We start from the raw sequence: 26700 nt of genomic DNA on the forward strand, positions 1-26700 counted from the left end.
CACCGGGAGGGTTGGTGCCGGAAATGTCAGCAATGTCACGCGGACTGTACTATATTGATCCTCGACTGTGGTACGGCGGGTAACCAGAGGTACCGGAAACCCGGACAAAGGGGTCGTGAGCTTGCTCACCGTGCGGAGTTTTTCCGAGCGCCACCCTTGACATCGCGAGCGTTCGTGAAAGTATTCACAAGCGCACTTGTGTTACCGGGACATTGCCTGGATATGCTCGATCGGTTGAGCTGTTCCAGCAGGTCCACGGGGCCCACAGCCTGCTCACGCATTGCCGAATAGGTCGACGCGAACCGTCACTGCCGGCACTGCGGATGCATATAGAAAAAGCAACGAGCGACATCTGCCACCCATCCAGAATGAGGAGTGTTGCCGCCATGGACTGGCGCCACGATGCCGTCTGCCGCGACGAGGACCCGGAGCTGTTCTTCCCGATCGGGACGTCCGGTCCGGCTCTGCTGCAGGTGGAGCAGGCCAAGGCCGTCTGCCGGCGTTGCCCGGTGACGGACAGTTGCCTTCAGTGGGCGCTGGAGTCCGGTCAGGACGCCGGCGTCTGGGGCGGGATGAGTGAAGAGGAGCGCCGCGCGGTCAAGCGCCGCGGCGGGCTCCGGGTGCTGCGCGCCCACTCCGCCTGAACCGACCGCACCACAGCTACGCCCCGGTAGGGTCAACCCTCCGGGGCGTTTTGCTGTCCCCCGCTCGCCCCCGATGGGGTCGGCCACTGTCGCCGCTCAGCCGGCCGACCCGACGCGCCGCAGCACCAGCTCGGCGAGGTCCGGGACGTCGGTCAGCGGGGCGGCCACGGCCACCGCGCCGGCCTCCCGGGCGGCGGCCACCACCGCGTCGTGGAAGAGCCCGGGGGCGAGGAAGTAGGCCGCCACGGCCACCCGACGCGCCCCGCCGGCACGCAACCGGGCCACCGCCGGTCCGGCGGCCGGTGGGGCGGCCGAGGCGTACGACACCCGGACGGGGACGTGCAACGCCTCGCCCAGCGCGGCGGCCACCCGGCCCACCGAACCCCGGGCCCGCGGGTCACGGGTGCCCGCCGCGGCCAGCACCAGGGCGTCGTACCCGCCGGGGGTCGCCTCGGCCAGCCGTCGGCGCAGCGCCGCCAGCAGGGCGTCGTCGACCGCGCCGGCCACCGGGCCGAGCACGTCGGTGACGCGTACGGTCAGGTCCGGCGCGGTCTCCCGGGCCGCCGCCACCGCCGCCGGCACGTCCACCCGCCGGTGGTACGCGGCGGTGAGCAGCAACGGCACCAGCACCACGTCCCGGTGCCCGGCGGCGGCCAGCTCGCGCAGCACCGCGGTCGGCCCCGGCTCGGTGTGGTCCAGCCAACTCGGCAGCACCACACCGCCGGGCCGGGCGGCCTCGACGGCGCGGGCCAGCGCCCGGGTCGCCCCCGCCGCCCGGGGATCCCGGCTGCCGTGCGCCACCAGGACCACCGGCGGCACCCGGCCGGTCAGAGGTGCAGGCCGCACTCGGTCTTCTCGAACATCGCCCAGCGGCCGGCCCGGGCGTCCTCCCCCGCCTTCGTACGGCGGGTGCAGGGCCAGCAGCCGATCGAGCCGTAGCCGCGGCTGAACAGCTCGTTCACCGGGATGTCGTACCGGGAGACGTACGCGTCGACATCGGACTGGCGCCAGGCGGCGATCGGGTTCACCTTGACCTTGCCGCGCCGGGCGTCGAAGGTCACCACCGGCGTGTTCGCCCGGGTCGGCGACTCGTCCCGGCGCAGCCCGGCCGCCCAGGCGTCGTACCCGCCGAGGGCCCGCTCCAGCGGCTCGACCTTGCGCAGCTGGCAGCAGTCGTCGGGGGACCGCTCGAACAGCCGCGGGCCGTACTCGCCGTCCTGCTGCCCCACCGTGCGGCGCGGCCGGATCGACCGGACGTTCACCGGCAGCCGCCGGGCCACCTCGTCGCGCACCCGCAGCGTCTCCGGGAAGTGCAGGCCGGTGTCGAGGAAGACCACGTCGACGCCGGGGGCGACCCGGGAGACCAGGTGGGCCAGGACCCCGTCGGCCATCGAGCTGGTCACGCAGAACCGGTCGCCGAAGGTCTCCGCCGCCCAGCGGGCGATCTCCAGGGCGGGCGCGCCCTCCAGCTCCCGGCCGGCCCGCTCGGCCAGCGCCCGCAGTTCCTCCGGGTCCCGGCGGGCCGGGTCGTCGGTGCGCGGGCCGCCGACGCCGACCAGGCCCAGGTTCGCGGCGGAGGCGAGGCTCATCGGGCCACCGCCCGGGAGAGCAGGCCGCCGAACCTGACGGTGAAGACCCGTGCGCAGGCGTGGCACTCCCACGCGCCGTGCCCGGCCTCGTTCGGCCGCAGGTCCTCCTCGCCGCAGTACGGGCAGTACAGCGGTGCGGAACGGGTTTCACTCATCGGAGTTCCTCCTCGTCGACCCGGATCACCCAGTTGGCGAACGTCTCGCCCTCGCTCCGGCCGGCCAGGTAGCGGCGGGCCAGTCGTTCCACGTACTCGGGAAGCTCGTCGGCGGTGGTCTTCAGGCCGCGCAGCTTGCGGCCGAACCCGGCGGTCTGCCCCTGCGCCATGCCGAGGCCGCCACCGAGGTGCACCTGGAAGCCCTCCACCTGGCTGCCGTCCGGGCCCACCACCAGCTGGCCCTTGAGGCCGATGTCGGCGACCTGGGTGCGGGCGCAGGCGTTCGGGCAGCCGTTCAGGTGGATGGAGATGTCGGCGTCGAAGTCCCGCAGCCGCTCCTCCAGCCGGGCCACCAGCTCCTCGCCGCGCGCCTTGGTCTCGACGATGGCCAGCTTGCAGAACTCGATGCCGGTGCAGGCCATGGTGCCGCGCCGCCAGGCCGACGGCCGGGCCTCCAGGCCGATCCCGCGCAGCGCCTCGACCAGGGACTCCGTCCGCTCCGGCGGCACGTCGAGCACCAGCAGCTTCTGGTACGGGGTGAGCCGTACCCGGTCGCTGCCGTGCGCCTCGACGGCGTCCGCGAGCCGGGCGAGCTGGCTGCCGGAGACCCGCCCGACCACGGGAGCGGCGCCGACGTAGTTACGGCCGTCGCGCTGCCGGTGCACGCCGATGTGGTCGATCGGCTTCGCCGGCAGCTCCGGCGCCGGCCCGTCGAGCAGGGTGCGGCCGAGGTACTCCTTCTCCAGCACCTCGCGGAACTTCTCCACCCCCCAGTCGGAGACCAGGAACTTCAGCCGGGCCCGGTTGCGCAGCCGGCGGTAGCCGTAGTCGCGGAAGATGCCGACCACCCCGGCCCACACGTCGGGCACCTCGGCCAGCGGCACCCAGACGCCGAGCCGCTTGGCCAGCATCGGGTTGGTGGAGAGGCCGCCGCCGACCCAGAGGTCGAAGCCGGGGCCGTGCTCCGGGTGGTCCACCCCGAGGAAGGCGATGTCGTTCGCCTCGTACGGGGTGTCGACCAGCCAGGAGATGGTGGTCTTGAACTTGCGGGGCAGGTTCGAGTACGCCTTGTCGCCGACGTACCGACGGACGATCTCGTCGATCGCCGGGGTGGGGTCCACCAGCTCGTCCGGGGCCACCCCGGCGACCGGGCTGCCCAGCACGATGCGCGGGCAGTCGCCGCACGCCTCGGTGGTCTGCAGGCCCACCGACTCCAGCCGGCGCCAGATCTCCGGCATGTCCTCGACCCGGATCCAGTGGTACTGGATGTTCTGCCGGTCGGTGATGTCGGCGGTGTCCCGGGCGAACTCGCGGGAGATGTCGGCGATCACCCGGAGCTGGGCCAGGGACAGCTGACCGCCGTCGACCCGCACCCGGAGCATGAAGAACTCGTCCTCCAGCTCGTGCGGCTCCAGCACCGCGGTGCGGCCACCGTCGATCCCCGCCTTGCGCTGCGTGTAGAGCCCCCACCAGCGGAACCGGCCGCGCAGGTCCTGCGGATCGATGGAGGCGAAACCGCCGTGCGCGTAGATGTTCTCGATCCGGGCCCGTACGTTCAGCGGGTCGTCGTCCTTCTTGATCCGCTCGTTGGCGTTGAGCGGCTCCCGGTGCCCCAACGCCCACTGTCCCTCCCCGCGCTGGCGGCGGGGCGCCCGCGCGGCGGGAGCCGTCGGGTCCTGGGCGCGGGCCGGGGTGCTGCTGACCGCCATCGCGGCGTCCTCCGTTGTCTGCTGATGCCTCGGTGGGAGCGCGGGCGCGACGGCCGGCCCCTGAGCCGGGGGCCGAGGACAACGGTGTCTGAACGGCCGGCGCGGAAGCGCGCCCGAGACAGATTGGTCGGGCGTCGTCAGTAGGCCGGACAGATCGCGCTGCGCACGCGGCCGTAATCGACGTGGCGACGAGCCACGAAGCGGCGGACGACAGCGGCGGTCATGACCGTCATGCTGCCACACGGCAGGTGACCCGGCCAACGATCGCGTGCCCCATCCCACATCACGGGCCTACCCCTGCCTGCGCGCGGCTCTTGACCGGCGGCGCAACGAACACGTGAGCGCGATACCTCAGAGGTATCAAAATGACCCTGAGGTATCACGCTCAACACGAGGTCTGAGCCTGAACCGGCACCAGCCACCGGTAGGGATGCGGGGACGAGGGCGGCGCTTCCGGCCCGCACGCCGGGCGGCGGGTGCGAGGCTCGGTGCGTGGCCGACACGTCCGGGGCAGGCGACAGGTCCGAGGGGTCGGACCGGGGTGCCGCTGTGCACGGACCCGGTAACCGGGTACGGGCCGTGGGGCGAGCCGTGCCGGTGTGGGGGTGGCCCGCCGGCATCACGCTGCTGACCAACCTGATCGGAATCGGGCAGGCGCAGCCGTGGCGGGACGAGTTGGCCACCTGGAGCGCGGCCACCCGACCGGTCGGGGACCTGGTCCGGATGGCCGGCACGATCGACGCGGTCACCGCCCCGTACTACCTGCTCATGCACGGTTGGCTGGCGGGCGCCGGGAACTCGCCGACGGCACTACGGCTGCCGTCGGCACTCGCCGTTGCCGGTGCCGCCGGGCTGACCGCCGCGCTCGGGGACCGGCTGTTCGGCCCCCGAGCCGGGCTGCTGGCCGGCCTGCTGTTCGCGGCGCTCCCGGGCACCTCCCGGTACGGCCAGGAGGCCCGGCCGTACGCCCTGGCCGCGCTCCTCGCCGTGCTCGCCACGCTGCAGCTGGTCGCGGCGCTGTACCGGCCGGCACCGAGCCGATGGGCCGCGTACGCCGCTACGGTCGCCGCGCTGGGACTGACCCACCTGCTCGCTCTCGGCCTGCTCGCCGGCCACGGCGTCGCGGTGCTCGTCGCCCGACGCCAGCCGACGACTGCCACCTGGCGACGAGAGGCGGTGCGCTGGCTGCTCACCCTGCTGCCCGCCGCGGCCCTGGTCACCCCGCTGGCGCTGCTGGCCCGTACGCAGCACTCGCGGCAGTTGGACTGGGTCGACCGGGCCCGGCTCGCCGACCTGGCCGCGCTGCCCGGTGGGCTGACCCAGAGCGGTGTGGTCGGTGGGCTGCTGGTCGGGTTGGCCGCGCTCGGCGCCGCCCGGGGCGGCCGGCGGGCGGTGCTGCCGGCGGCCTGCCTGCTGGCGCCGGTGCTGCTGCTCTTCGTCGCGGGGCGGTACGTGCCGCTCTGGGTGCCCCGTTACCTCGCTCTCACGGTGCCGTTCGCCTGCCTGCTGGCCGGGGCGGCGCTGGCCGGCGTACGCCTGCCGGCCGGGCTGGCGGTGGTGGCCCTGGCCGGGCTGCTCGGCCTGCCCGACCAGGCCGGGATCCGGCGCACCCACGACTGGCCGCGTACCGCCCAGGTGGACTACCGGGGGGCAGCCCGGATCATCGAGAACGGTCAGCAGGCCAGTGATGGTGTGGTCTGGTCGCCCCGGGACGGGCCGTTGCTGCTGGACGTCGGCACGGCGTACCACCTGGGGTCGCGGCGGCCCCGCGACGTGCTGGTGGTCCGCGACCAGCGGCAGCGCGCGGACCTCTGGGCCGACGAGTGCGACCAGCCGGCCGGGTGCCTGGCCGGCGTGGAGCGGGTGTGGCTGGTGGTCGCCGGGCGGCACGACGACCCGCCGGCCGCCGTTCCGGGGGCGAAGGGCGCGGCGCTGCGCGACGGCTACGCCGTGCGCCAGGTGTGGCACCGGCCCGGCCTGACGATCGCCCTGCTCAGCCGCTGAAGCCGGGGCCGCCGGGCGGGGTCAGCCGGCGAGCCGGTCGGCGGTGCCGCGGGAGAGCGGGACGACCAGCACCGCCTCGGTGCCGCCCTCGGCCCCGTTGCGCAGCTCGATGGTGCCGCGCAGCTCGCCGGTGACCAGCGCCCGGACGATCTGCAACCCGAGCCGGCCGCCGCGCTCGGCGTCGAACTCGGCCGGCAGGCCCCGGCCGTTGTCGGCCACCGACACGTGCAGCTGCTTGCGGAACCGGTGCGCGGTGACCACCACCTCGGGCCGGCCGGCCGGATCGACCGGTGCCGGCCCCTCCTCGCCGGGGGCCGGGAAGCCGTGCTCGACCGCGTTGAGCAGCAGCTCGTTGAGGACCATCACCAGCGAGGTGGCGATCTCGGCGGGCAGCACCCCGAAGGTCCCCTTCCGGCGCATGCCGACGGAGACCTCGGTGGCCGCCACCTCGGTCGCGGCGCTGGCCACCCGGTCGACGATGCCGTCGAACTCGACCGCCTCGTCGCTGGACATGGAGAGGGTCTCGTGCACCAGCGCGATCGAGGCGACCCGGCGGACCGACTCCTCCAGGGCGACCCGGGCCTCCGGCATGGAGACCCGGCGGGCCTGGAGCCGGAGCAGCGCCGCCACGGTCTGCAGGTTGTTCTTCACCCGGTGGTGGATCTCCCGGATGGTGGCGTCCTTGGTGATCAGGGCCCGGTCCCGGCGGCGTACCTCGGTGATGTCGCGGACCAGCACCAGCGCGCCAATCGGCACGCCGGCCGGCATCAACGGCAGCGACCGGGTCAGCATGGTGGCGCCACGGGCGTCGATCTCCCGGCGGGGCGGCGCCTCGCCGCGCAGCGCGGCGAGCACCCCGTTGGCCGCGTCGGTGCCCTCCAGCGGGTCGCTGGCCAGCCGCCGGTGCAGCTTGGCCAGGTCCTCCCCCACCAGATGGGAGGCGTATCCCAGCCGCCGGTACGCGGACTGCGCGTTCGGGCTGGCGTAGGTGACCTTGCCGCCCGCGTCCAGCCGAACCAGCCCGTCGCCGACCCGGGGCGCCGAGGTGGTCTCCCCCGGGTGCCGGGGCGGCGGGAAGGTGCCGTCGGCGATCATCTGCGCCAGGTCGTCGGCGGTGGTCAGGTAGTTCAGCTCCAGCTGGCTGGGCGTACGGGCGGTGGAGAGGTTGGTGTCCCGGCCGACCACCGCGATCACCTCGCCGGCCTCCCCCTCGGCGGTCCGCAGCCGCACCGGGATCGCCTCGTGCCGGGCCGGCACGTCGCCGTACCAGACCGGGTCGCCCTCCCGCCAGATCCGGCCCTGCCGGTGGGCGACCTCCAGGTGCGCCACCTCGGGGCCGCCGACGATCCGGCCGACCTGGTCGTCGAGGTACGCGGTCGGCGCGGTGGTGGGCCGCACCTGGGCGACGCAGAGATAGGTGCCCTCGCCGTCGACCGGCACCCAGAGCAGCAGGTCGGCGAAGGAGAGGTCGGACAGCAGCTGCCAGTCCCCCGCGAGCCGGTGCAGGTGGTCGACGTCGGAGGGCCGGAGCTGGGTGTGCTCCTCGGCGAGGTCGCGCAGCGTGGACACGCCCACCAGCGTGCCACGACGGGCCCGCCGGCGCGCCGGCGGCCGGGCCGGACGGCCGGGGCGTGGATCACGGACCGGCCGGCGATCCCCTAGGCTTGCCCGGCCCAGGAAAGCACCGGCGGAGGAAAGGTCGACGTGTCCGAGGGAAGGGACGAACCCGCGCTCACCGCGGCGGAGGAACTGGCCCTGGCCCGGGCGGCCCTGGAGACCGGTGACCTGACGCACGCCGCGGACCACGTGGCCGGGGCGCTGCTGCGGGCGCCCACGCTGCCGGAGGCGCACGAGACGCTGGCCCGGTTGGCCGCCGCCGCCGGCCCGGACGCGCTCGACCTGTTCCCGCTCGGCCGGCACGCCTTCGTCGGGACCGTCGTGGCCCGGGCCCACCTGCTCGCCGCCGCCGGCCGGCCGGCCGACGGGCTGGACCTGCTCGCCGCGGCCACCGCGCACGCCCCCCGCTCGGACTGGGCCGGGGTGCCCTGGGTGGTCGCGCCGGAGCTGGCCGCCCGGCTCGACCCGGACCGGATCGCCCGGCTGCTGATGCAGGTCTGCGCGGCGGTTCCGGACCCGGTGCCCCGGGCCGGCCGGTCGGCGCTGCGGCCGTACCTCACCCTGGCCGGGAACGCGGTCGCCGCGCATCCCGGCCACGGCCTGCTGCTGGGCGCGGCGTCCGCGCTGGCCCGGCGGGTCGGCGAGGTCACCCTCGCCGTCACCTGGGCCTCCCGGGGCGTACGCGCACAGCCGTCGAAGCTCGGCGAGGTGTGGCTCGGGTACGCGTACCGCAGCGCCGGCCGGATCCGCGAGGCGCTCGCCGCGCTGGGCCGGGCGGTCGAGCACGACCCCGACGACCTGGCCGTGTACGCCGACATCGCGGGGACGCTGGCCGACAACGGCCGGCTCGACGAGGCGCTGGAGTGGATCGACCGGGCGCTGGCCCGGGACCCGACCTTCGACTGCGCCGTGCACACCGCGTACCGGCTGCGGTTCCAGCGCGACGGGGACGTGGCGCACCTGGTGGCGCTGGCCGACTTCGTCCGCGACCACCCCGACGACAGCCACGAGCACGGTGACCTGGCCGAGTGCTGCCGGGGCCGGCCCTGGCTCGGTCAGGTCACCCCGGCCGGCGGGACGATGGTCGACGTGCTGCGGCAGAGCCTGGCCGCCGACGGCACCCTCACCGCCGCCGTACGCCTCGACGGGCTGGAGCCGCCGAGCGCGATGCGTACCGCGGCGGCGGCGGTGCCCGGGCTGCGGGTCGAGGTCGCCGAGGTGGCGGACCCGGACCCGCGGGAACCCCGCCGGGCCAGCACCTGCCAGCTCTGGCGGTACGACGGCACCACCGCGGCGCCCGCGCTGCCCGCCCCGTCGACGGCGGCCGCCGACCGGCTGCGCCAGCTCGCCCAGCCCGCCTGGCCGCACCCGCCGGCCGCGTACGACGCCGCGGTCGGCCTGGCCACCCTGGAGCTGGCCGACCTGCTGGGCCTGCTGGTGCACCCGCCCGAGGCGCCGGCCACCGCGCTGGGTCGGGTGCTGGGCGACCAGGACCCGTCGCTCTGGGTGCGCTGCGCCCAGGTGTGGGCCTGCCTCGGCCTGCTGCACCACCGCACCGACGAGCCGTGGACGGACTCCACCCGGCGCCGGGTGCTGCTGGAACTGGTCTGGGGGGTGGAGGACTGGACCACCGAGGCGGCACTGTTCGCCCTGGTCACCGCCGCCTGGGTGGACCCGGCGGTACGCCCCGAGGTGGCCTCGGTGGTGGCCGAACGGCTCGCTGACGTGGCGGCGGTGTCCCGGGACCGGCCGGTCCCCATCGCCACCTCCCTGGCCCACCTGGCGCTGGCCACTCCGGCGCTGGACCCGGCGACGAAGGCGCTGGCCGGTGAGCTGATCGCCGACGCGGCCGGTTCGACCGGCCCGGGTGCGCTGGCCCGGCTCTGGCTGCGCCTGACCGCCCTCTTCCGCCGCCGCTGACCGGCCGCGCCGCAGGGCGCCCCCTCACCTCACGGCAAAGGGGGCGACCTGCGGCGTGTCGTCGAGCGTCGGCGTCAGACGCCGGCCTTGCCGAGAGCGACCTCGGCCTGCTCCTCGCCGCTGGCGTCCGGCGCGGGGGTGTCGTTGCTGGACCGCAGCGGCACCTCCTTGATGAACCAGGCGAGCAGCGGCACCAGGACGGTGAAGAGCACCGCCCAGAGGAACACGTGCGAGATGGCGTCGGAGAGGCCGCCGAGGACCAGTTCCCGGGTCTGCGCCGGCAGGGCCTTCAGCTTCTCCAGGTCCATCCGGCCGCCCTCGCCGCCGCCCCCGCTGAACGCGGTGCCGGCCGGGGAGTCGGCCAGCCGGTTGGCGAAGATGGCGCCGAACAGCGAGATGCCGAACGAGCCGCCGATGGAGCGGAAGAAGGTGGCCCCGCCGCTGGCCGCGCCGAGGTCCTTCTGTTCGACGCTGTTCTGCGCGATCAGCATCGAGGTCTGCATCAGGAAGCCCATGCCGGCGCCGAGCACCACCATGTAGAGCGAGGACATCGTCTTGCTGGTGTCCACGTCGAGCCGGCTGAGCAGGAACATGCCGACAGTCATCACGACGCCGCCGACGATCGGGAAGATCCGGTAGCGGCCGGTGGTGGTGATCGCCCGGCCGACGACCAGCGACACGACGAGCATGCCGAACATCAGCGGCAGCAGCAGCAGGCCGCTGTTGGTGGCCGAGGCGCCCTGCACGGTCTGCTGGTAGAGCGGCAGGAAGTTCATCGCGCCGAACATCGCGAAACCGAGCAGGAAGCCGATCACCGAGATCAGGGCGAAGTTCCGGTTGGCGAAGAGGCCGAGCGGCAGGATCGGCTCTGGCACCCGGCGCTCGACGAGGCCGAAGACGACCAGGGCGACCACGGCGAGGGCCGCGAGGCCGAGGATCTGCGGCGAGATCCAGTCGTACTCGGTGCCGCCCCAGGTGGTGACCAGCACGATCGCGGTGATGCCGACCGACAGCAGCGCGGCGCCCAGCCAGTCGATCTTGTGCTCGGTGCGGTACTTCGGCAGGTGCATGGTGGTCGCGAGCACCAGCAGGGCGACGCCGCCGAGCGGCAGGTTGACGTAGAACGCCCACCGCCACGACAGGTTGTCGGTGATGAAGCCACCGACCAGCGGGCCGGCGACCATGGCGATGGCCATGATGCCGGCGAACATGCCCTGGTAGCGGCCCCGCTCCCGGGGCGGCACGAGGTCACCGATGATCGCCATCACGCCGACCATCAGGCCGCCGGCGCCGAGACCCTGGACGGCCCGGAACACGATCAGCTCGATCAGGCCGTTGTCGACGCCGCCGAGCATCGCCGAGCCGGACATGCCGCAGAGCGCGGAGCCGACCAGGAAGACGACGACCGAGGTGAGGAAGACGCTCTTGCGGCCGTACAGGTCACCGAGCTTGCCCCAGATCGGGGTGGAGACGGTGGTGCCGAGGACGTACGCGGTGACGATCCAGGTGAAGTGGTTCGCCCCGCCGAACTCGAAGGCGATCCTCGGCAGCGCCGTGCTGACGATCATGTTGTCGAGCATCGCGAGCATCATCGCGATCATCAGACCGAACAGCACGACCCGCACGTTGGGTCTCGCCGCCGGCTGAGCTGACTGAGTCATGGGTAAGCTCCCCCCGAGATGTGATGCACTTACTTGCCGCCCGGCTAGTCACCTTACTAGCCGCACGGTAAGTTGGGAAACGACGGACCGTCAAGCGAATTGGGTGGTGTGGGTGAGCCAGAGCACAGGCGGCACGCGGGAACGTATCCAGGCCGTCGCGCTGGAACTCTTCACCGAGCAGGGGTACGAGAAGACCTCGCTGCGGGAGATCGCGGAGCGCCTGAACGTCACCAAGGCGGCCCTCTACTACCACTTCAAGAGCAAGGACGAGATCGTCAGCAGCTTCGTCGAGGACCGGCTGCGCCGGATGGACGAGCTGATCGAGTGGGCGCGGTCCCAGCCGGCCACCCTGGACACCCGTCGGATCCTCATCAGCCGGTACGCGGACGCCATGTTCGCCGGCGACCAGCCCTCGGTGATGCGCTTCTTCGAGCAGAACCAGACCGTGCTCAAGAGCCTCAGCGCCGGGTTGCAGATGCGCGACCGGATGATGCGCCTGGCCAACGAGCTGTGCCGGGGCGACGAGTCACCGGCCGCCCAGCTCCGGGCCGCGCTGACCTTGTTCGCCGTGCACAGCAGCTGGTTCGCCGTCCGCGCCCCGGACATCACCAACGACGAACGCCGGCGGATCGCCCTGGAGGTCGCCGACGAGCTGCTCGCGAGGATCGCCTCCGAGCCGGCCGGCGGGCCGGCCGCGCGGACCGTCGAGCAGCCCGGGGCCGGCGATCAGCCGAGGTCGGACGCCGCCTGAGCCGGACCGGCCAGCTCGCGGCGCAACCCCAGCAGCTCGATACCGGCCGCCGGCGACCAGTCCTTCTCCGGCGTACGCACGAAGCCCAGCCGGTCGTAGAGGCGGTGCGCCGCGACCGCGTGGCCGTCGCGTACGCAGATCACCACCGCCCGGCAACCCAGCTCCGCCGCGCGGGCCAGACACGCCCGCGCGAGCGCCGCGCCGGCCCCCCGACCCTGCGCGGCCGGGTCGACCGCCAGCATCCGGAACTCGGCCTCGCCGGGCCCGGAGAGCTCGGCGTACGGGGTGCCGGGCAGCACGAAGGTGACCGAGCCGAGCACCTGGCCGGTGGTCTCGTCCGCCGCCACCAGCACCTCGCCGCTGGCCGCTCGGGTGGCCACGTCGGCGAGCACCACGGCGTAGCTGTTCTCGTCCTTGAGCTGACCGTCGGCCTCGTAGGCGGCGACCGTCAGCCGGGCCACCGCCGGGAAGTCCTCCGGGACCGCCGGGCGGACCGTGAGGCCGGTCAATCGATCACCGCGATCAGGTCACCGTCCTGGACCACGTCGCCCTCGTTCACGGCGAGCTGCTTGACCACGCCGTCCGACTCGGCGACGACCGGGATCTCCATCTTCATCGACTCCAGGATCACCAGCGTGTCCCCCTCGGACACGGTGTCCCCGGCCGACGCGACGACCTTCCAGACGTTCGCCACCATCTCGGCGCGGATCTCCTCGGCCATCTGACGGCCCTCCCTTTCCACCGGTGTACCTGCGAACGGTATCCAATCATGGACGGAGCCCGGGTGGGAGCGGCGCGACCGACGGGTCCGTTCCCGCCCCACCGGTCCACCAGCCGGGCGGCCCGCACTAGCATCATCGCCGTCGGCCCTCGGCCAGTCCGGGGGGCGGCACGCGACCACCGCCGCGCTCGCCCGCGGTCGGACCGTGACCAGCACAAGGAGGCACAGCATGGCGAAGAAGGCCCGGAAGAAGAAGGCCCGGAAGAAGAGCGGCGCGAACCACGGCAAGCGCCCCAACTCCTGATCGACGGCGGGCGTACCCGTCTGCGACGATCGACAGCGTGCCGTTCGGCACGGACGCCGGTGGCCCGGGTCCTCTCAGGGACCCGGGCCACCGGCGTCGTCGCGCGTGTCGCGGTCGCTCAGTCGGCGAGCTCGCGGGACTCGGTGGTCTCGAAGACCACCAACTCGGTCAGGCGGACCTTGAGCCGCTGGCGCAGCTCCTCCGGCGCGGTCTCGTTGCCGCAGCAGCGGGCGACCAGCGCCTTCACCTCCTGCTCGATGCCGTACTCGCGCAGGCAGGGCCCGCACTCGTCCAGGTGGTGGCGGATCAGGGTACGGCGCTCCTCAGCGCACTCCAGGTCGAGGTAGAGGTAGACCTCGGCGAGCACCTCACGGCAGTCCGTCTCGTGCGGCTCTCCACAGCTCACGTCACACCTCCCGGCCGGCGGCGGCGGTAGAGCCCTTCGCGGACGCGGCGCTGAACCCGCGCTCCGCGGCGTAGCCCTCCAACAGCTTGCGCAGATTACGACGGCCTCGGTGCAGTCGCGACATCACGGTGCCGATGGGCGTTCCCATGATGTCCGCGACCTCCTTGTAGGAGAAGCCCTCGACGTCGGTCAGGTAGACCGCCAGGCGGAACTCCTCCGGCAACTGCTGGAGGGCCTCCTTGACGTCGCTGTCCGGCAGCCGGTCCAGCGCCTCCGTCTCGGCCGAGCGCAGCCCGCTGGAGGTGTGCGACTCCGCCTCGGCGAGCTGCCAGTCGGTGATCTCCTCGGTCGGCGCCTGGATCGGCTGCCGCTGCCGCTTGCGGTAGGAGTTGATGTAGGTGTTGGTCAGGATCCGGTACAGCCAGGCCTTGAGGTTCGTGCCCTCTTCGAACTGGTGGAAGGCCGCGTACGCCTTCAGGTAGGTCTCCTGGACCAGATCCTCGGCATCCGCCGGGTTGCGCGTCATCCGCAGCCCGGCAGCGTAGAGCTGGTCGACGAAGGGCATCGCGTCCCGCTCGAAGCGGGCCCTGCGCTCGTCCGTCTTCTCGGTTGTCAACCGCACATCCCCTCGCGTCGGATGCTTTCCCGCCGAGGATACGCGTACCCGCCTGGCGGCGGATTCACCTTCCGACTGTGTGCCGGCACTCACCGCTGAGGCCTGCGCGGGCCACTCCGGCGCGTCGAGCAGCTGCCTCAGCTGCCGCGCTCCCCGTTCGTCCCGCTCCCGGCTCCTTGTCTCGGTCGGCACCGGTCACCCCCCTCGCCAGATGTGTCGTCCGGGGGGTGTAACGCCCGATCACCACCCGGGCATTCCACGGCCGCCCCGTTCCCGGCCCCGCGCCGGTGGCGACCGACGCTGGGACCAGGAAGGGCCTGGGAGGACCGGTGCCGACCGCCCGAACCGGGCGAGCGACACCATCCGATGCAACGACGGGGCCGCCCGGCCGGAAACGGGACGGGCGGCGCGCCGACGCCGTACCCGGCCCGCGCCACCGTGACCGGGGCGGGCTGCCGGCCCGGTCCCGGACCGGGTTCAGCCCGAGGTGAGTCCCTGCCCGCGCAGCCAGTCGCGGACCACCGCGGCCGTGCCGACGGGGTCCTTGCGCAGGTCGTGCCGCTCCCCCGGCCGGGTCACCACCCGCACCGGGCCGCCCGGGGCGGGCACCCCGAACGGGTCCCGGTCCCCGTTGACCACCAGGGTGGGCAGACCGGTCAGCAGTTCCTCGGCGCGGGAGCGTTCGGGCCGACCGGGCGGGTGCAGCGGGAAGGCCAACGCGACGATGCCGACCGCGCCGGTCAGCCGGGCGGTACGGCAGGACACCCGGGCACCGCTGGACCGGCCGCCGACCACCAGCCGCAGCCCTGGATGCCGGGCACGCAGCTCGGTGAGAACCGTCACCCACACCTCGTCCAGCTGTCCGGCGGGCGCCGGCGCCCGCCGGCCCGCCACCCGGTAAGCCTGGGTGACCCGGACCACGGTCAGGCCGGCGTCGACGGCGGCGTCCCGGACGGCGAGCAGGTCCGGCGCGTCCACCCCACCGCCGGCGCCGTGCCCGAGGACGAGCAGCGAGCCGGCCGGGCCGTCCGGCGCGTCGGTCTCGACGCGGGCCGGCCCGCGGGGTGTGTCGATCAGGTCGTGGCGCACCGCCCCATTCTGCGCGCCCGACATGCCGCACCTGGGTCGCCCGCCCGCCGACGGGCCGACCTGCCGCGTCTCGGCGCGTCAGCCCCGACGGAAGGCCCGACCTGCCGCATCCCGGGCACAAGACGGTGCGCCAGGTCGGGCGGAAGGCCCGACCTGGCGCATGTTGGATCGCCGACCCTGGGTCAGCTCAGCGGTACCAGGGTGAGCAGCCGGTCCCGGACCGGTGGACCGGCGTCGTCGACCGCGTCCGGGTCCGGTTCGACCTCGTTGCGCCAGGCCACCAGCATCGCCCGGCGTTCCCGTGGCGTGGTGCCGCCCCACACCCCGTGACAGTCACCGACCTCCAGTGCCCAGGCGAGGCATGAGCCCTGGACGTCACAGCTGCGGCAGAGCGCCACGGCCGCGTCGGCCGGCTCGTTCGGCGCCGGAAAGAATGTCTCCGGGTCGACGCTCCGACAGGTTCCTCTGGTCCGCCATGCCTCGTCGTGTCGCCGCTCGCGTAGCGCCCGCAGCAGTCGCGGATCTCGTCGTGCGGCAGCCACCTCATGCGGGCGGGGCATACGTGCCCGTGTCATCCACCCACCTCCCCCGTGGGACCGGCAAAGATCAAAAAACGATCGATGGGTGGGATCCGCCCCGTGCGAATCGGCACCCATCACCGGCGCTGTGTTCTATCGCATTCACGAACGTCGGGACAAGGTTCTGTCGGAAAGACGGCGCAAACGCGCACGACGATTCACCCCAACTCCCCCGAATCAGTGCGCCACAATGCGCGCCCCCGGCTCAGAAGAGCGGCATTTCCTCCGGCGCCCGGTCGCCTGGGAGCGGTACCCGCTCGATCAGCCCGGGGCCGTCGTTGCGGACGTCACCGACCGCCGGACCCACCGGCCGGATCTCCAGCCCGGCGAGCCACTCCCCGGACGGCGGGGTGAGCAGGGCGGTCGGGTCCGCCACGGGCGCCAGCCAGGACTCCCACCGCTGCCGGGGCAGCAGCAGCGGCATCCGCTCGTGCACCTCGGCCAGCTCGCCGACCGCGGCCGTGGTGAGCACGCTGAAGGTGGTCAGCTCCGAGCCGTCGGGCAGGGTCCGGGGCGACCAGATGCCGGCGAGGGCGAGCACCGAGCCGTCGGCCGGGGTGAGGTAGTACGCCTGCTTGCCGCCGGCGGTGCGCACCCACTCGTACCAGCCGTCGGCGGGGACGAGGCAGCGGCGGCGGGCGAAGGACGACGCGTACGCCCGACTGGTCGCCACGGTCTCGGCCCGCGCGTTGATCATGCGGGCGGCGCCGGCGGTGCTGGCCGCCCAGTGCGGCACCAGGCCCCAGCGGGCCACGCCGAGCGCGCGGTGCCCGGCCGGGTCGAGGCGGACCAGCGGCACCCGGTCGGTGGGCGCGACGTTGTGGTCGGGGCCGAGCCGGCCGTCGGTCTCGTCGTACGACTCGAACAGCGCGCTCAGGTCACCCGAACTCCGGGTCGTCGCGTACCTCCCGCACATGGGCACACGCTATCCCGGCAACGCGTTTCCAGCTGTCCCGCCAACCGGGAGTACGCGCACCACCCGGCTCCGCCGGGCCTCCCACCGGGCAGAATGTCACCGTGGGAACTCAGACCGCGACGCGACCGCCCCAGCCGTGGACCGCTCCGACCGCCTCCGATCCGGTCGCGGCGACCCTGCGACTGCCCGGCTCGAAGTCGATGACCGCCCGGGCCCTGGTGCTCAGCGCCCTGGCCAGTGGCCCGTCGACGCTGGCCGGGCCGCTGCGCGCGCGGGACACCGAGCTGATGGCCGGTGGGCTGCGGGCGATGGGCGCGCACGTGTCCATCGCCGACGACCAGCGCTGGCTGGTCCGCCCGCACCGGCTGGTCGGCCCCGCGCACGTCGACGTCGGGCTGGCCGGCACCGTGATGCGGTTCCTGCCGCCGGTCGCCGGGCTGGCCGAGGGGCGGGTCACCTTCGACGGCGACCCGCAGGCGCGGGTCCGCCCGCTCGGCCCGCTGCTGGGCGCGCTGCGCTCGCTGGGCGTACGCATCGACTCCGCCGGCCCGGGCAGCCTGCCGCTGGCCGTGCAGGGCGCCGGTCGGGTCGGCGGCGGTGAGGTGGTGATCGACGCCTCCGCCTCCAGCCAGCTCGTCTCCGGCCTGCTGCTCGCCGGGGCCCGCTTCGACCGGGGCGTGGTGGTCCGGCACGAGGGGCCGCCGGTGCCGTCCGCGCCGCACCTGCGGATGACCGTGCAGATGCTGCGTGCCGCGGGCGCCGCCGTGGACGACGGCACGCCGGACGTCTGGACCGTCGAGCCGGGTCCGCTCAGCGGTCGCGGCTGGGAGATCGAGCCGGACCTCTCCGGCGCCGTGCCGTTCTTCGCCGCCGCGTTGGTGACCGGCGGTGAGGTGACCCTGCAGGGGTGGCCGCGCAGCAGCATGCAGCCGGTCGAGCAGCTGCGCTCGCTGCTGCACCGGATGGGTGGCGAGGTGACCCTGGGCACCGAGGGGCTGACCGTCCGGGGCACCGGCACCGTGCACGGGATCGACGCCGACCTGTCGGACGTGAGCGAGCTGACCCCGGTGCTGACCGCGCTGGCGATGCTGGCCGACTCGCCGTCCCGGTTCACCGGGGTGGGGCACATCCGGGGCCACGAGACCGACCGGCTCACCGCGCTGGCCCGGGAGTTCGCCGCGCTCGGCGCGGACGTCACCGAGTCCCCCGACGGCCTGGAGATCCGCCCCCGCCCGCTGCGCGGCGGGACGTTCCGGACGTACGCCGACCACCGGATGGCGCATGCCGCCGCGGTGGCCGGGCTGGCCGTGCCGGGCGTCGAACTCGACGACGTGGCCTGCACCTCCAAGACCATGCCGGAGTTCCCGGCACTATGGTCGGGGATGGTGACCGGCAAGAGCTGACGTGCGGAGGTGACACCCTGGCGACCAAGCGGCGGGAGTACGACGAGGACGACGTCCGGGTCCGGCCCGGTAAGTCGTCGCGCCCGCGGACCCGGACCCGGCCCTCGCACTCCGACGCGGTGGACGGCTTCGTGATCGCCGTCGACCGGGGCCGGTACACCTGCGTCCTGTCGGAGGCCGGTCCGGACGCGCCGCCGGTGACCGCGATGCGGGCCCGGGAGCTGGGCCGCAAGTCGGTGGTGGTGGGCGACCGGGTGGCCCTGGTCGGCGACACCTCCGGCGCCGACGGCGCGCTGGCCCGGATCGTCCGGATCGCCGAGCGCCGGTCGGTGCTGCGGCGTACCGCCGACGACGACGAGACCACCGCCGAGGGGCGGCTGGAGCGGGTGGTGGTGGCCAACGCCGACCAGCTGGTGATCGTCAGCGCGCTGGCCGACCCGCCGCCGCGCACCGGGTTCATCGACCGCTGCCTGGTGGCCGCGTACGACGCCGACATCGAGCCGCTGCTCTGCCTGACCAAGGCCGACCTGGCCGGGCCGGAGGCGGTGCTCGACTACTACACCGAGCTGGAGCTGCCGTACGTGCTGGTCCGGCCGGACTCCGACCTGGCGGCGCTGCGCGCCCTGCTGGCCGGCCGGATCTCGGTCATGGTGGGGCACTCCGGGGTGGGCAAGTCGACGCTGGTCAACCGGCTGGTGCCGGAGGCCTTCCGGGCGGTCGGCACGGTCAGCGCGATCGGTCGCGGCCGGCACACCTCGACCAGCGCGGTGGCGCTGCCGCTGCCCGTGGAGCCGGGCGCGGCGCCCGGCTGGATCGTCGACACCCCGGGGGTACGCAGCTTCGGGCTGGCGCACGTCTCCGCCGACAGCCTGCTGCACGGCTTCCCCGACCTGGTCGAGGGGACGGTGGACTGCCCGGCGAACTGCCCGCACACCCCGGACGAGCCGGACTGCGCCCTGGACGCCTGGGTGGCCGCCGGCAAGGCCGACGCGCGCCGGCTGGCGTCGTACCGTCGGCTCCTGGCCTCCCGCAGCGGCGAGGGCGACCCCCGCGAACCGGAACGCAACCCCGGCGACCCGCTCGCCGGCTCCTGACCGGGGCCCGGCTACCGTCTCAGACCATGACCGGGTACGCCGACGACCTCGCCCTCGCCCACCTGCTCGCCGACCGGGCCGACGCCGTCTCGGCGGCCCGCTTCCGCGCCCTGGACCTGCGGGTCGAGGCCAAGCCGGACCTCACCCCGGTCTCCGACGCGGACACCGCCGTCGAGCGGGAGATCCGGGCGCTGCTGGCCGAGCGGCGGCCCGACGACGGGCTGCTCGGCGAGGAGTACGGCGAGCAGCCGGCCGGGCCGAACGGGCGGCGGTGGATCGTCGACCCGATCGACGGCACGAAGAACTTCGTCCGGGGCGTGCCGGTCTGGGCCACCCTGGTCGCCCTGCTGGAGGACGACCGGCCGGTCCTCGGTCTGGTCTCCGCGCCGGCGCTGGGCCGGCGCTGGTGGGCGGCCCGGGGCGCGGGCGCGTACGCCGGACCGGACGCCGGGCACGGCGAGCCGATCCGGGTCTCCGCGGTCGCGGACCTGGCCGACGCCAGCTTCTGCTACTCCTCGCTGACCGGTTGGGAGGCCGCCGGCCGGCTGGACGCGATGCTGGGGATCATGCGGGACGCCTGGCGCAGCCGGGCGTACGGGGACTTCTACGGTTACATGCTGCTGGCCGAGGGGGCACTGGACGTGATGGTGGAGCCGGAGCTGTCGCTCTGGGACGTCGCCGCGCTGGTGCCGATCGTCACCGAGGCCGGTGGGACCGTCACCGACCTGGCCGGACGTCCCGCCCCGGCCGGGGACGGCGCGGCCGAGCACAGCGCGATCGCCACCAACGGGCACCTGCACGCCGACATCCTGTCCCGGCTCGGTCGGCCGACCGCGCGCTGAGACCCCGGCACCCTCTATCCTCGCCAGGTGGTGTCCTCCGGTTGGTACTTCCTGGCGGCGATGATCGTCGCGTACGGCGTGGCCAACCTGCTCCAGTCCGTGGCCGCGGCCCGGACGACGGTGCACCACACCTTCGATCCGGGGCTGCTGCTGCGGCTGGCCGGGCACCGGACGTACCTGATCGGGCTGGCCTGCCAGGTGACCGGCTTCGTGCTGGCCTTCCTGGCCCGACGCGACCTGCCGCTGTTCCTGGTCCAGGCGAGCGTCGCGGCCGGGCTGGGGGTCACCGCGATCCTCGGCGTGCTGCTGCTGAAGTGGAAACTACCGGCGGCGGAGGTGGGGCTGCTGGTGCTGCTCTTCGCCGGGATCACCGGCTTGGTGCTGGCCGCCGAGCCGGCGCACTCGAAACAGCTGGGGGCCGCCGCCCTGGTCGCCCTGGTCGCCGCCCTCGCGCTGATCGCGCTGCTCGGTTTCTTCGCGGTACGCCTGCACGGCGCGCTCGGCTCGGTGGTGCTGGGTTCGCTGGCCGGGATGGCCTTCTCGGCCGCGGCGGTGGCCGCCCGGCCGCTGGCCTCCGCGCCCTCGGTGGAGGCGTTCCTGGCCGACCCGCTGCTCTATCTGCTGGTCGCCCACTCGATCGTGGGCCAGCTGCTGCTCGGCCTGGCCATGCAGCGGGGCTCCACCACGGCGGCCGTCGCAGCGATGGACGCCGCCGGTGCGGTGCCCGCCGCGATCGTCGGCCTGCTGCTGCTCAACGACCGGATCTGGCCGGGCCGGGAGTGGCTGGCGGCGAGCGGCTTCCTGGTCACCCTGGTCGCGGTGATCGGCCTGACCCGGTACGCCGAGCCGCAGCACCACCACGCGGTGGCCCGGGAGGCGGCGATGGTCGGCGCCGGCGCCCCCCGTCCGCCGCGCTGACCGGCGTTCAGGCCGCCTCGGCGGTCTTCGGCTCCGCCTCCACCGGCACCTCGACGGTCTTCTCGACCGCGGCCCCGCGACGGCCGACCACCCGCTCGTAGAGGCGCTCCAGCGCGCTGGCCGTCCGCTCCCAGGTGTAGCTGCACCGGACCCGGTCCACTGCGGCGTGCCCGTACGCGAACCGCCCGGCGTTGTCGGCGAGCAGCCGGCGCAGGGTGACCCCGAGGGTCCGCACGTCGCCCGGGGGGACCAGCCGTCCGGTGACCTCGTCGACCACCGCGTCGGCGATGCCGCCCATGGCGTAGCCGACCACCGGCACGCCGCAGGCCATGGCCTCCAGCGACACCCGCCCGGCGGAGGAGTAGTGCGGGGTGCAGGCGACCACGTCGGCCGACCGGTACCAGGTGGCCATCTGGTCGTGCGGGACGGCGCCGACGAGTTTCACCTGGTCGGCGACGCCGGCCCGCTGGGCCAGCTCGCGCAGCCGGCGCGCCTCGGTGTGGTTGGCCAGCTGCTCGACCGGCGGCCCGCCGGCGATCACCAGCTCGGCGTCCCCGACCAGCCGCATCGCCCGGATCAGGTCCTCGTGCCCGTGTCCGGGCGTCAGGCCGCCGACGGAGAGGATCCGGGGCCGCTGGTCGCGGGGGGCGGCCTCCCCGTCGGGGTGGAACGCCTCGGTGTCCACCCCGGTCGGCACCATCGCGACCGAGGTGCGTTGCAGGCCCATCCGGGTCAGCTCGTCGACCTCGTCGTTGCACTGGGCGACCGCGACGTCCACCGCGCGGGTCAGCGCCCGCTCCAGCGGGATCCGCTCCCCCGGCCCGTCGTACTCGCGGCCGAGGTGGCGCAGTTGCTCGACGCCGAGGGAGTGGAAGGTCTGCACCACCGGGATGTCGGTGGCCCGTACGGCGTGCGCCGCGGCCAGGCCGCCGATCCAGTAGTGCCCGTGCACCACCTCGGGCCGCCAGTCGCCGGCCCAGCGGTCGGCCAGCCAGCGGCCGTACTCCGCGACGTAGGGCACCAGCTCGGCGGTGGGGGTGGGGGCGGCCGGACCGACCGGCACCCGTTCCACCCGGTAGCCGTCCTGGTCGGCGGTCGGCGGCAGCCCCGGCTCGTCGAGCCGCTCGTACACCCGGACCTCATGCCCTCGTTCCGCCAGCTCCGCCGCGACCCGCGCGATGTGCTGATGGGTACCGACGGCAGGGCCGTCGACATGCCTGGACGGGCCGGCGTGTGCGCACACTAGGCCGACGCGCATGGTGCACCTCCATGCGATTGACGAGCGGTGGTCTCCCCGGTCAGAGGGTCCCATTAACCAGGGCCCGTCGAGCCGAAACATGACAACTCGGGACCGACCCGGTGGCGTCCGGCACTTCGATCTTGACGGGTCCAAACACCGCGGCCCGCGAGTCCGATTCTGGTCATGATCGGTTGATGGCGATCCGCATGACCTGCCACAGGCGGGGGTACCGCACCAGAATGCCACTGACTCGCAGTCTCTCCGACGCCACCGTGGTGATCACGGGAGCTTCCGGTGGCATCGGCGCGGCCACCGCGTACGCGCTCGCCTCCCGTGGCGCCGACGTGGTGCTGGCCGCCCGCACCGAGCCCGCGCTGCGGGTGGTCGCCGAACGCTGCCACGAGCTGGGCGGCCGCACCCTGGTCGTGCCCACCGACGTCACCGACCCGGCCGCGGTCGACCGGCTCGCCGAGCGGGCCGTCGCAGCCTTCGGGCGGATCGACGCCTGGGTGAACAACGCGGCGGTGAGCGCGGTGGGCCTGTTCGACGAGATCCCGGCGCCGGAGTTCCGCCGGGTGGTGGAGGTCAACCTGCTCGGCACGGTCCACGGCGTACGCGCGGCACTGCCGCACCTGGCCGCCGCCGGGGGCGGGGTGGTGGTCAACAACGCCTCCGTGCTGGCCGAGGTGGCGATGCCGTACCAGTCGGCGTACAACGCCACCAAGCACGCCGTGCGAGGGCTCGCCGACACCGTCCGGCAGGAGCTGCGGCTGACCGGCCGGGGAGCCATCTCGATCTGCACCGTCCTGCCGGCCACCATCGACACCCCGTTCTTCCGGCACGCCGCCAACCACACCGGCCACGAGCTGGTGCCGCCACCGCCGGTCTACCCCCCGGAGCTGGTGGCGGAGACCATCGTCCGGCTGCTGCGCCGGCCGAGGCGGGAGGTGTACGCCGGTGGCGCGGCCCGGCTGCTCGGCTTGCAGTGGCGGCTCGCCCCGGCGCTGGCCGAGCGGGCCCTCGGCTGGTACGTGCACCGCACCCAGTTCGGTCCGGCCCCGCGACCGGACGACACCGGCAACGTGTTCGACCCCGACGGCCGGGCGCGTCCCGGCGGCGGCTGGCAGGGGCGGCGCCGGCAGCTGGTCCGGGTGGGCGCCGCGTTCGGGCTGGCCGCGGCGGGTACCGCGGCCGGGACGGTGGCGGCGATGCGCCGGTCCCGTGCGGACCGGCCATGAGACGGGCCGAGCGGCCGGATGCGCGTCCGGGCCCGGACATGCACAATGGGACGATCATGCCCACGGACGCGCCTTACCTGGTGGAGACGGACGGCTCGTCCGTGGTCCTCCACGTGGTCGGCGCGTTGGATCCGGCGGGTGTCCCGGCGGTCCGGGACGCCCTGCTGACCCGGCTCTCCTCCGGGTCCGGTCCGGTCGTCGTGGACTTCTCCGACGTCCGGTCGACGGGGCCCGCGGTGCAGTCGGTGGTCGCCGAGGTGCTCCGGGAGGTGGCCGACTGGCCCGGCGCCGACCTGGTGATCTGTGATCCGACCGGTGCCGCGGCGGGCGCAGGGGTGACGGTCTGCCCCACCGTGGACTCCGCGCTGACCGCGCTCTCCCGGTCCCCCCGGGCGGAGGTCACCGACGTCGACCTTCCGCCGGTGGCCGGTTCCGCCCGGCTGGCCCGGGAGCTGGTCACCGACGGCTGCCGGCGTTGGGGGCTGCCGGAGCTGGCCGAGCCGGCCTGCATCGCGGTCACCGAGATGGTCAACAACGTCGTCGCCCACGCGGGCACCCCGATGACGCTGCGGTTGGCGGCCCGCGCCGGCGCGCTGCACCTCGCGGTCCGCGACCACTCCACCGGCCGCCCGAGGTACGCCGGTCCGGCCCCGCTGGACACGGCGGGCGGTCGGGGCCTGCTGCTGATCGACACGGTGGCCCGCCGCTGGGGCAGCAGCCCCGTGCCGGACGGCAAGGTGGTCTGGTGCGTGCTGTACGCCGAGGACGAGGCGGCGTTCCGGGACTGATCCGGTGGGCCGCCCGGTGGCCACCGATCGCCCCTTTGCTCCGCTTTCCTCCCGGATGGCCACCACCCGACCCGGTTACGCCGGGAGGGCAGTGGGTAGTGATCAGCCATGCGCGATGACGAGTACCCGACCCCCGTGTCCGACCCCGAGGCGGAGGGCCTGCCCGACACCGCCGACGACGACTCCACCGCCAACGACGACGTGCTGACCGGCCGGGAGGCGGACGGCCCGGAGCCGGCCCAGCTCCCCGGTGACCGCACCCCGGTCGCGGTGGACCACTTCGGCACCACCGCGGAGGAGCAGCTCGACGGCGAGTCGCTGGACTACAAGCTCCACCGGGAGCAGTACGAGCGGCCGGCCGGCGACCCACTCGCCGGCACCGTGGATCCGGACATCGCCGCCGAGGCGGACAGCGAGGAGGCCGCCGCCCAGGCCCAGCTGGACGCCGACGTGATCGACCCGGGCCCCACCTCGGACCCGAACTCCCCGGTCTCCGTCTACGACCACGGCCAGCTCGGCACCGTGGCCGACCACCAGGTCGGCCGGCTGGTGGAGCCGGACGAGGGCGCGCACACCGACACCGAGACCGACAACGTCGCGTACGACGCGGGCGCGGCCGGCGGCGGCGCCACCGCCGAGGAGCTGGCCATCCACGAGACCCGGCCGCCCGAGGCGCACTGAGCCGGCTCAGCCGTCCAGGCCCCGCTCGATCGCGTAGCGGGTCAGCTCGACCCGGTTGTGCAGCTGGAGCTTGCCCAACGTGTTCTGCACGTGGTTCTGCACGGTGCGGTGGGACAGCTCCAGCCGCTGGGCGATCTGCTTGTAGGACAGGCCCTTGGCCACCAGACGCAGCACCTCGGTCTCCCGGTCGGTGAGCCGGGGTGCCGCGTCGTCCTCGGCCGTCGACCGTCCGGTCCCGTCGCCGGTGGCCAGCCGGCGGAACTCGCCGAGCACCAGTCCGGCCAGGCCGGGGGTGAAGACCGGCTCGCCGGCGGCGGTCCGGCGGACCGCCTCCAGGAACTCGGCCGGCGCCGCCGACTTGACCAGGTAGCCGGTGGCGCCCGCTTTCACCGCCTCCAGCACGCTCTGCTGCTCGCCGCTGGCCGAGAGCATCAGCACCCGTACCTGCGGCAGGGCGGCCCGCAGGCCGCGGATCACCTCCACCCCGGAGATGTCGGGCAGTTGCAGGTCGAGCACCACCACGTCCGGTCGGGCGGCCGGCGCCACCCGGACCGCCTGCCGCCCCTCCCCACTGGTGGCGACCACCTCGTGGCCGGCCTCGGCGAGGTCCCGGGCCACCCCCTCGCGCCACATCGGGTGGTCGTCGACCACCATCACCCGCACCACGTCCGCGTCTCCCCTCACCGGCCCGGCCGGGGCACGGTCAGCTCGATCTCGGTGCCGGCGCCGGGGGCGGAGTCGATCCGCACCCTGCCGCCGAGGTCGCCGATCCGGCCCCGGACCGACTGCGCCACCCCGAGCCGCCCCTGCGCGGCGGCCTCCGCGAGCCGCCCGGCCGGGATGCCCGGCCCGGCGTCGCGTACCGAGACGGTCACCGTCTCCCCCTCGTCCTCGATCAGCACCCAGGCCGTCCCGCCGGCGTGCCGGGCCACGTTGTCCAGGGCCGCCGCGGTGGCGGCCGCCACCTCCCGGGCCACCTGCGCCGGCAGCGGCACGCCGGTGGCCGGCATGGCCACCGAGACCGTCGCCGAGGCGTACCGGCCGAGCAGGGCGCACAGGTCCAGGTCGCCGTCCTCCGCGTCGCCGGCCGGAACGGGCGGGTTGCCGGCGATCAGCGCCCGCAGGGCGGCCTCCTGCTCACCGGCGAGCCGGGCCAGCTCCCCCGCCTCGCCGTCCAGGTGCGCGCCGCGGCGCTGGACCAGCGCCAGCACCTGGAGCACCGAGTCGTGGATGCCCCGGGCCAGCCGCTCCCGTTCCCGGGTCGCCGCCTCCAGCTCCACCGCCCGTTGCAGCCGCTGCTCGGCGGTGACCGCCAGCCGGGCCACGTGCCCGACCACCACCCCGGCGAGCAGCAGCAGGATCACCCCGGTCACCGAGGACGGGGTGATCCGCTCCCGGGTGGCCAGGTCCGCCGCGCCGACGGCCAGGGCGGCGACCGTGCCGCGGCGCCGGCCGCCGGAGACCGCCCAGGCCAGCACCGGGCCGGCCAGCCAGGCCACCCCGAGGGTGGGCACCCCGGCGGCGAGCGTGGCCCGGCCGACCACCCAGGGGCTGACCGCCAGGACGAGGGCCACCACGGCGAGGTCGGCCAGGAGCAGCGGCCAGCGCCGGGCCTCCGGCCGGGCGTACCAGAACGCCGTCGCCACCGTCCAGGCCAGCATCAGCGCCAGCACGCCGCCGGCCGCCAGCGGATGGGCGTACCGGTCGCCGACGCGCAGGGCCAGCAGGACGACGTAGCCGAGGGAGGCGAACCGGAACACGGCGATCGCCCGCCACAGCGGGCCCTCCAGACCTCCCGGGGGCGACGGCATGGCCG

At 74.4% G+C, this 26700-nt stretch carries 28 protein-coding genes; 12 read left to right on the forward strand and 16 right to left on the reverse strand.

Translation table 11 applies throughout. The features are described from left to right. Nucleotides 1-386: 386 nt before the first annotated feature. Nucleotides 387-644, forward strand: a complete 258-nt coding sequence (locus GA0074704_RS26615) for a WhiB family transcriptional regulator (protein ID WP_088974007.1) — start codon at nt 387-389, stop codon at nt 642-644. 96 nt (nt 645-740) lie between these two features. Here the strand turns inward: GA0074704_RS26615 and GA0074704_RS26620 are convergent, their stop codons facing one another. Genes GA0074704_RS26620 through GA0074704_RS26630 form a run of 4 tightly spaced genes read right to left on the reverse strand, consistent with a single transcriptional unit; the run spans nt 741 to nt 4097 of the window. Next, nucleotides 741-1490, reverse strand: coding sequence for a sirohydrochlorin chelatase (locus tag GA0074704_RS26620; protein ID WP_088973014.1), 750 nt, complete (start codon nt 1488-1490; stop codon nt 741-743). Beyond that, entirely contained in the window at nt 1472-2233 is a 762-nt protein-coding gene (locus GA0074704_RS26625) for a phosphoadenylyl-sulfate reductase (RefSeq protein WP_088973015.1), read from the reverse strand. Before GA0074704_RS26625 ends, GA0074704_RS26620 begins: the two co-directional genes overlap by 19 nt. Further along, nucleotides 2230-2388, reverse strand: coding sequence for an IS1 family transposase (locus GA0074704_RS29125; protein ID WP_172880797.1), 159 nt, complete (start codon nt 2386-2388; stop codon nt 2230-2232). The genes GA0074704_RS26625 and GA0074704_RS29125 overlap by 4 nt, the downstream gene beginning before the upstream one ends. Beyond that, nucleotides 2385-4097, reverse strand: coding sequence for a nitrite/sulfite reductase (locus GA0074704_RS26630; RefSeq protein ID WP_088973016.1), 1713 nt, complete (start codon nt 4095-4097; stop codon nt 2385-2387). Before GA0074704_RS26630 ends, GA0074704_RS29125 begins: the two co-directional genes overlap by 4 nt. 549 nt (nt 4098-4646) lie before the next feature. Between GA0074704_RS26630 and GA0074704_RS26635 the strand changes: the two genes are divergently transcribed. Next, nucleotides 4647-6101 carry a glycosyltransferase family 39 protein gene (locus GA0074704_RS26635; protein WP_088973017.1) on the forward strand — a complete coding sequence of 485 codons (1455 nt, stop codon included), beginning with the start codon at nt 4647-4649 and terminating at the stop codon, nt 6099-6101. Between the two features lie 21 nt (nt 6102-6122). Here the strand turns inward: GA0074704_RS26635 and GA0074704_RS26640 are convergent, their stop codons facing one another. Then, a complete protein-coding gene (locus GA0074704_RS26640; RefSeq protein WP_088974008.1) occupies nt 6123-7670 on the reverse strand; it encodes a PAS domain-containing sensor histidine kinase in 1548 nt (515 codons plus the stop codon). Nucleotides 7671-7805: 135 nt separating this feature from the next. On the opposite strand from GA0074704_RS26640, the gene GA0074704_RS26645 reads away from it, so the two are divergent. Then, a complete protein-coding gene (locus tag GA0074704_RS26645) occupies nt 7806-9638 on the forward strand; it encodes a tetratricopeptide repeat protein (protein ID WP_088973018.1) in 1833 nt (610 codons plus the stop codon). Nucleotides 9639-9712: 74 nt separating this feature from the next. On the opposite strand, the gene GA0074704_RS26650 is transcribed toward GA0074704_RS26645, so the two are convergent. Then, nucleotides 9713-11299, reverse strand: a complete 1587-nt coding sequence (locus tag GA0074704_RS26650; protein WP_088973019.1) for an MDR family MFS transporter — start codon at nt 11297-11299, stop codon at nt 9713-9715. A 106-nt stretch (nt 11300-11405) separates the two neighbouring features. Here GA0074704_RS26650 and GA0074704_RS26655 point away from each other — a divergent pair, with 106 nt between their 5' ends. Further along, entirely contained in the window at nt 11406-12050 is a 645-nt protein-coding gene (locus tag GA0074704_RS26655; RefSeq protein ID WP_172880995.1) for a TetR/AcrR family transcriptional regulator, read from the forward strand. On the opposite strand, the gene GA0074704_RS26660 is transcribed toward GA0074704_RS26655, so the two are convergent. Both GA0074704_RS26660 and GA0074704_RS26665 read right to left on the reverse strand, forming a co-directional pair. Next, nucleotides 12026-12559, reverse strand: coding sequence for a GNAT family N-acetyltransferase (locus GA0074704_RS26660; RefSeq protein ID WP_088973020.1), 534 nt, complete (start codon nt 12557-12559; stop codon nt 12026-12028). The two genes, GA0074704_RS26655 and GA0074704_RS26660, sit on opposite strands and share 25 nt — an antisense overlap. Further along, nucleotides 12556-12771 carry a biotin/lipoyl-binding carrier protein gene (locus GA0074704_RS26665; RefSeq protein ID WP_088973021.1) on the reverse strand — a complete coding sequence of 72 codons (216 nt, stop codon included), beginning with the start codon at nt 12769-12771 and terminating at the stop codon, nt 12556-12558. Before GA0074704_RS26665 ends, GA0074704_RS26660 begins: the two co-directional genes overlap by 4 nt. 229 nt (nt 12772-13000) lie before the next feature. Between GA0074704_RS26665 and GA0074704_RS29905 the strand changes: the two genes are divergently transcribed. Further along, complete coding sequence (locus GA0074704_RS29905) at nt 13001-13075, forward strand: 50S ribosomal protein bL37 (protein ID WP_369700219.1); 75 nt, start codon at nt 13001-13003, stop codon at nt 13073-13075. A gap of 118 nt (nt 13076-13193) precedes the next feature. On the opposite strand, the gene rsrA is transcribed toward GA0074704_RS29905, so the two are convergent. The 5 genes from rsrA to GA0074704_RS26690 form a co-directional block, all read right to left on the reverse strand. Further along, complete coding sequence (gene rsrA, locus GA0074704_RS26670) at nt 13194-13481, reverse strand: mycothiol system anti-sigma-R factor (RefSeq protein ID WP_088973022.1); 288 nt, start codon at nt 13479-13481, stop codon at nt 13194-13196. A 1-nt stretch (nt 13482) separates the two neighbouring features. Then, nucleotides 13483-14289, reverse strand: coding sequence for a sigma-70 family RNA polymerase sigma factor (locus GA0074704_RS26675; protein WP_088973023.1), 807 nt, complete (start codon nt 14287-14289; stop codon nt 13483-13485). 285 nt (nt 14290-14574) lie between these two features. Beyond that, on the reverse strand, nt 14575-15210 hold the full coding sequence (locus GA0074704_RS26680; protein WP_088973024.1) for an alpha/beta hydrolase family protein: 636 nt from the start codon (nt 15208-15210) through the stop codon (nt 14575-14577). A 158-nt stretch (nt 15211-15368) separates the two neighbouring features. Beyond that, nucleotides 15369-15761, reverse strand: a complete 393-nt coding sequence (locus GA0074704_RS26685) for a WhiB family transcriptional regulator (RefSeq protein WP_088973025.1) — start codon at nt 15759-15761, stop codon at nt 15369-15371. A gap of 208 nt (nt 15762-15969) precedes the next feature. Further along, entirely contained in the window at nt 15970-16680 is a 711-nt protein-coding gene (locus GA0074704_RS26690; protein ID WP_088973026.1) for an SOS response-associated peptidase, read from the reverse strand. Nucleotides 16681-16781: 101 nt separating this feature from the next. On the opposite strand from GA0074704_RS26690, the gene aroA reads away from it, so the two are divergent. From aroA to GA0074704_RS26710, 4 genes are read left to right on the forward strand one after another with little or no spacing between them, the layout of a single operon-like run. After that, a complete protein-coding gene (gene aroA / locus GA0074704_RS26695) occupies nt 16782-18083 on the forward strand; it encodes a 3-phosphoshikimate 1-carboxyvinyltransferase (RefSeq protein ID WP_088973027.1) in 1302 nt (433 codons plus the stop codon). Then, on the forward strand, nt 18053-19177 hold the full coding sequence (gene rsgA, locus GA0074704_RS26700; RefSeq protein ID WP_088974010.1) for a ribosome small subunit-dependent GTPase A: 1125 nt from the start codon (nt 18053-18055) through the stop codon (nt 19175-19177). Before aroA ends, rsgA begins: the two co-directional genes overlap by 31 nt. 26 nt (nt 19178-19203) lie before the next feature. Further along, nucleotides 19204-20019: a histidinol-phosphatase gene (gene hisN / locus GA0074704_RS26705; RefSeq protein WP_088973028.1), complete on the forward strand. Its 816-nt coding sequence runs from the start codon at nt 19204-19206 to the stop codon at nt 20017-20019. A gap of 60 nt (nt 20020-20079) precedes the next feature. Further along, a complete protein-coding gene (locus tag GA0074704_RS26710; protein ID WP_157743824.1) occupies nt 20080-20937 on the forward strand; it encodes a hypothetical protein in 858 nt (285 codons plus the stop codon). Nucleotides 20938-20944: 7 nt separating this feature from the next. On the opposite strand, the gene GA0074704_RS26715 is transcribed toward GA0074704_RS26710, so the two are convergent. Then, a complete protein-coding gene (locus GA0074704_RS26715) occupies nt 20945-22195 on the reverse strand; it encodes a glycosyltransferase (protein WP_088973030.1) in 1251 nt (416 codons plus the stop codon). 221 nt (nt 22196-22416) lie between these two features. On the opposite strand from GA0074704_RS26715, the gene GA0074704_RS26720 reads away from it, so the two are divergent. From GA0074704_RS26720 to GA0074704_RS26730, 3 genes are all read left to right on the forward strand, one after another. Then, nucleotides 22417-23415 (forward strand): SDR family oxidoreductase, encoded by a 999-nt coding sequence (locus tag GA0074704_RS26720; RefSeq protein ID WP_088973031.1) that lies wholly within the window; start codon nt 22417-22419, stop codon nt 23413-23415. Nucleotides 23416-23471: 56 nt separating this feature from the next. Beyond that, a complete protein-coding gene (locus GA0074704_RS26725; RefSeq protein ID WP_231926691.1) occupies nt 23472-24203 on the forward strand; it encodes an ATP-binding protein in 732 nt (243 codons plus the stop codon). Between the two features lie 108 nt (nt 24204-24311). Then, complete coding sequence (locus GA0074704_RS26730) at nt 24312-24884, forward strand: DUF5709 domain-containing protein (RefSeq protein WP_088973033.1); 573 nt, start codon at nt 24312-24314, stop codon at nt 24882-24884. A 6-nt stretch (nt 24885-24890) separates the two neighbouring features. On the opposite strand, the gene GA0074704_RS26735 is transcribed toward GA0074704_RS26730, so the two are convergent. Next, nucleotides 24891-25538: a response regulator gene (locus tag GA0074704_RS26735; RefSeq protein WP_088974011.1), complete on the reverse strand. Its 648-nt coding sequence runs from the start codon at nt 25536-25538 to the stop codon at nt 24891-24893. Between the two features lie 26 nt (nt 25539-25564). Next, entirely contained in the window at nt 25565-26695 is a 1131-nt protein-coding gene (gene macS / locus GA0074704_RS26740; RefSeq protein ID WP_088973034.1) for a MacS family sensor histidine kinase, read from the reverse strand. Nucleotides 26696-26700 lie beyond the last annotated feature (5 nt).

The organism is Micromonospora siamensis (assembly GCF_900090305.1).
GTDB classification, from domain to species: Bacteria; Actinomycetota; Actinomycetes; order Mycobacteriales; family Micromonosporaceae; genus Micromonospora; species Micromonospora siamensis.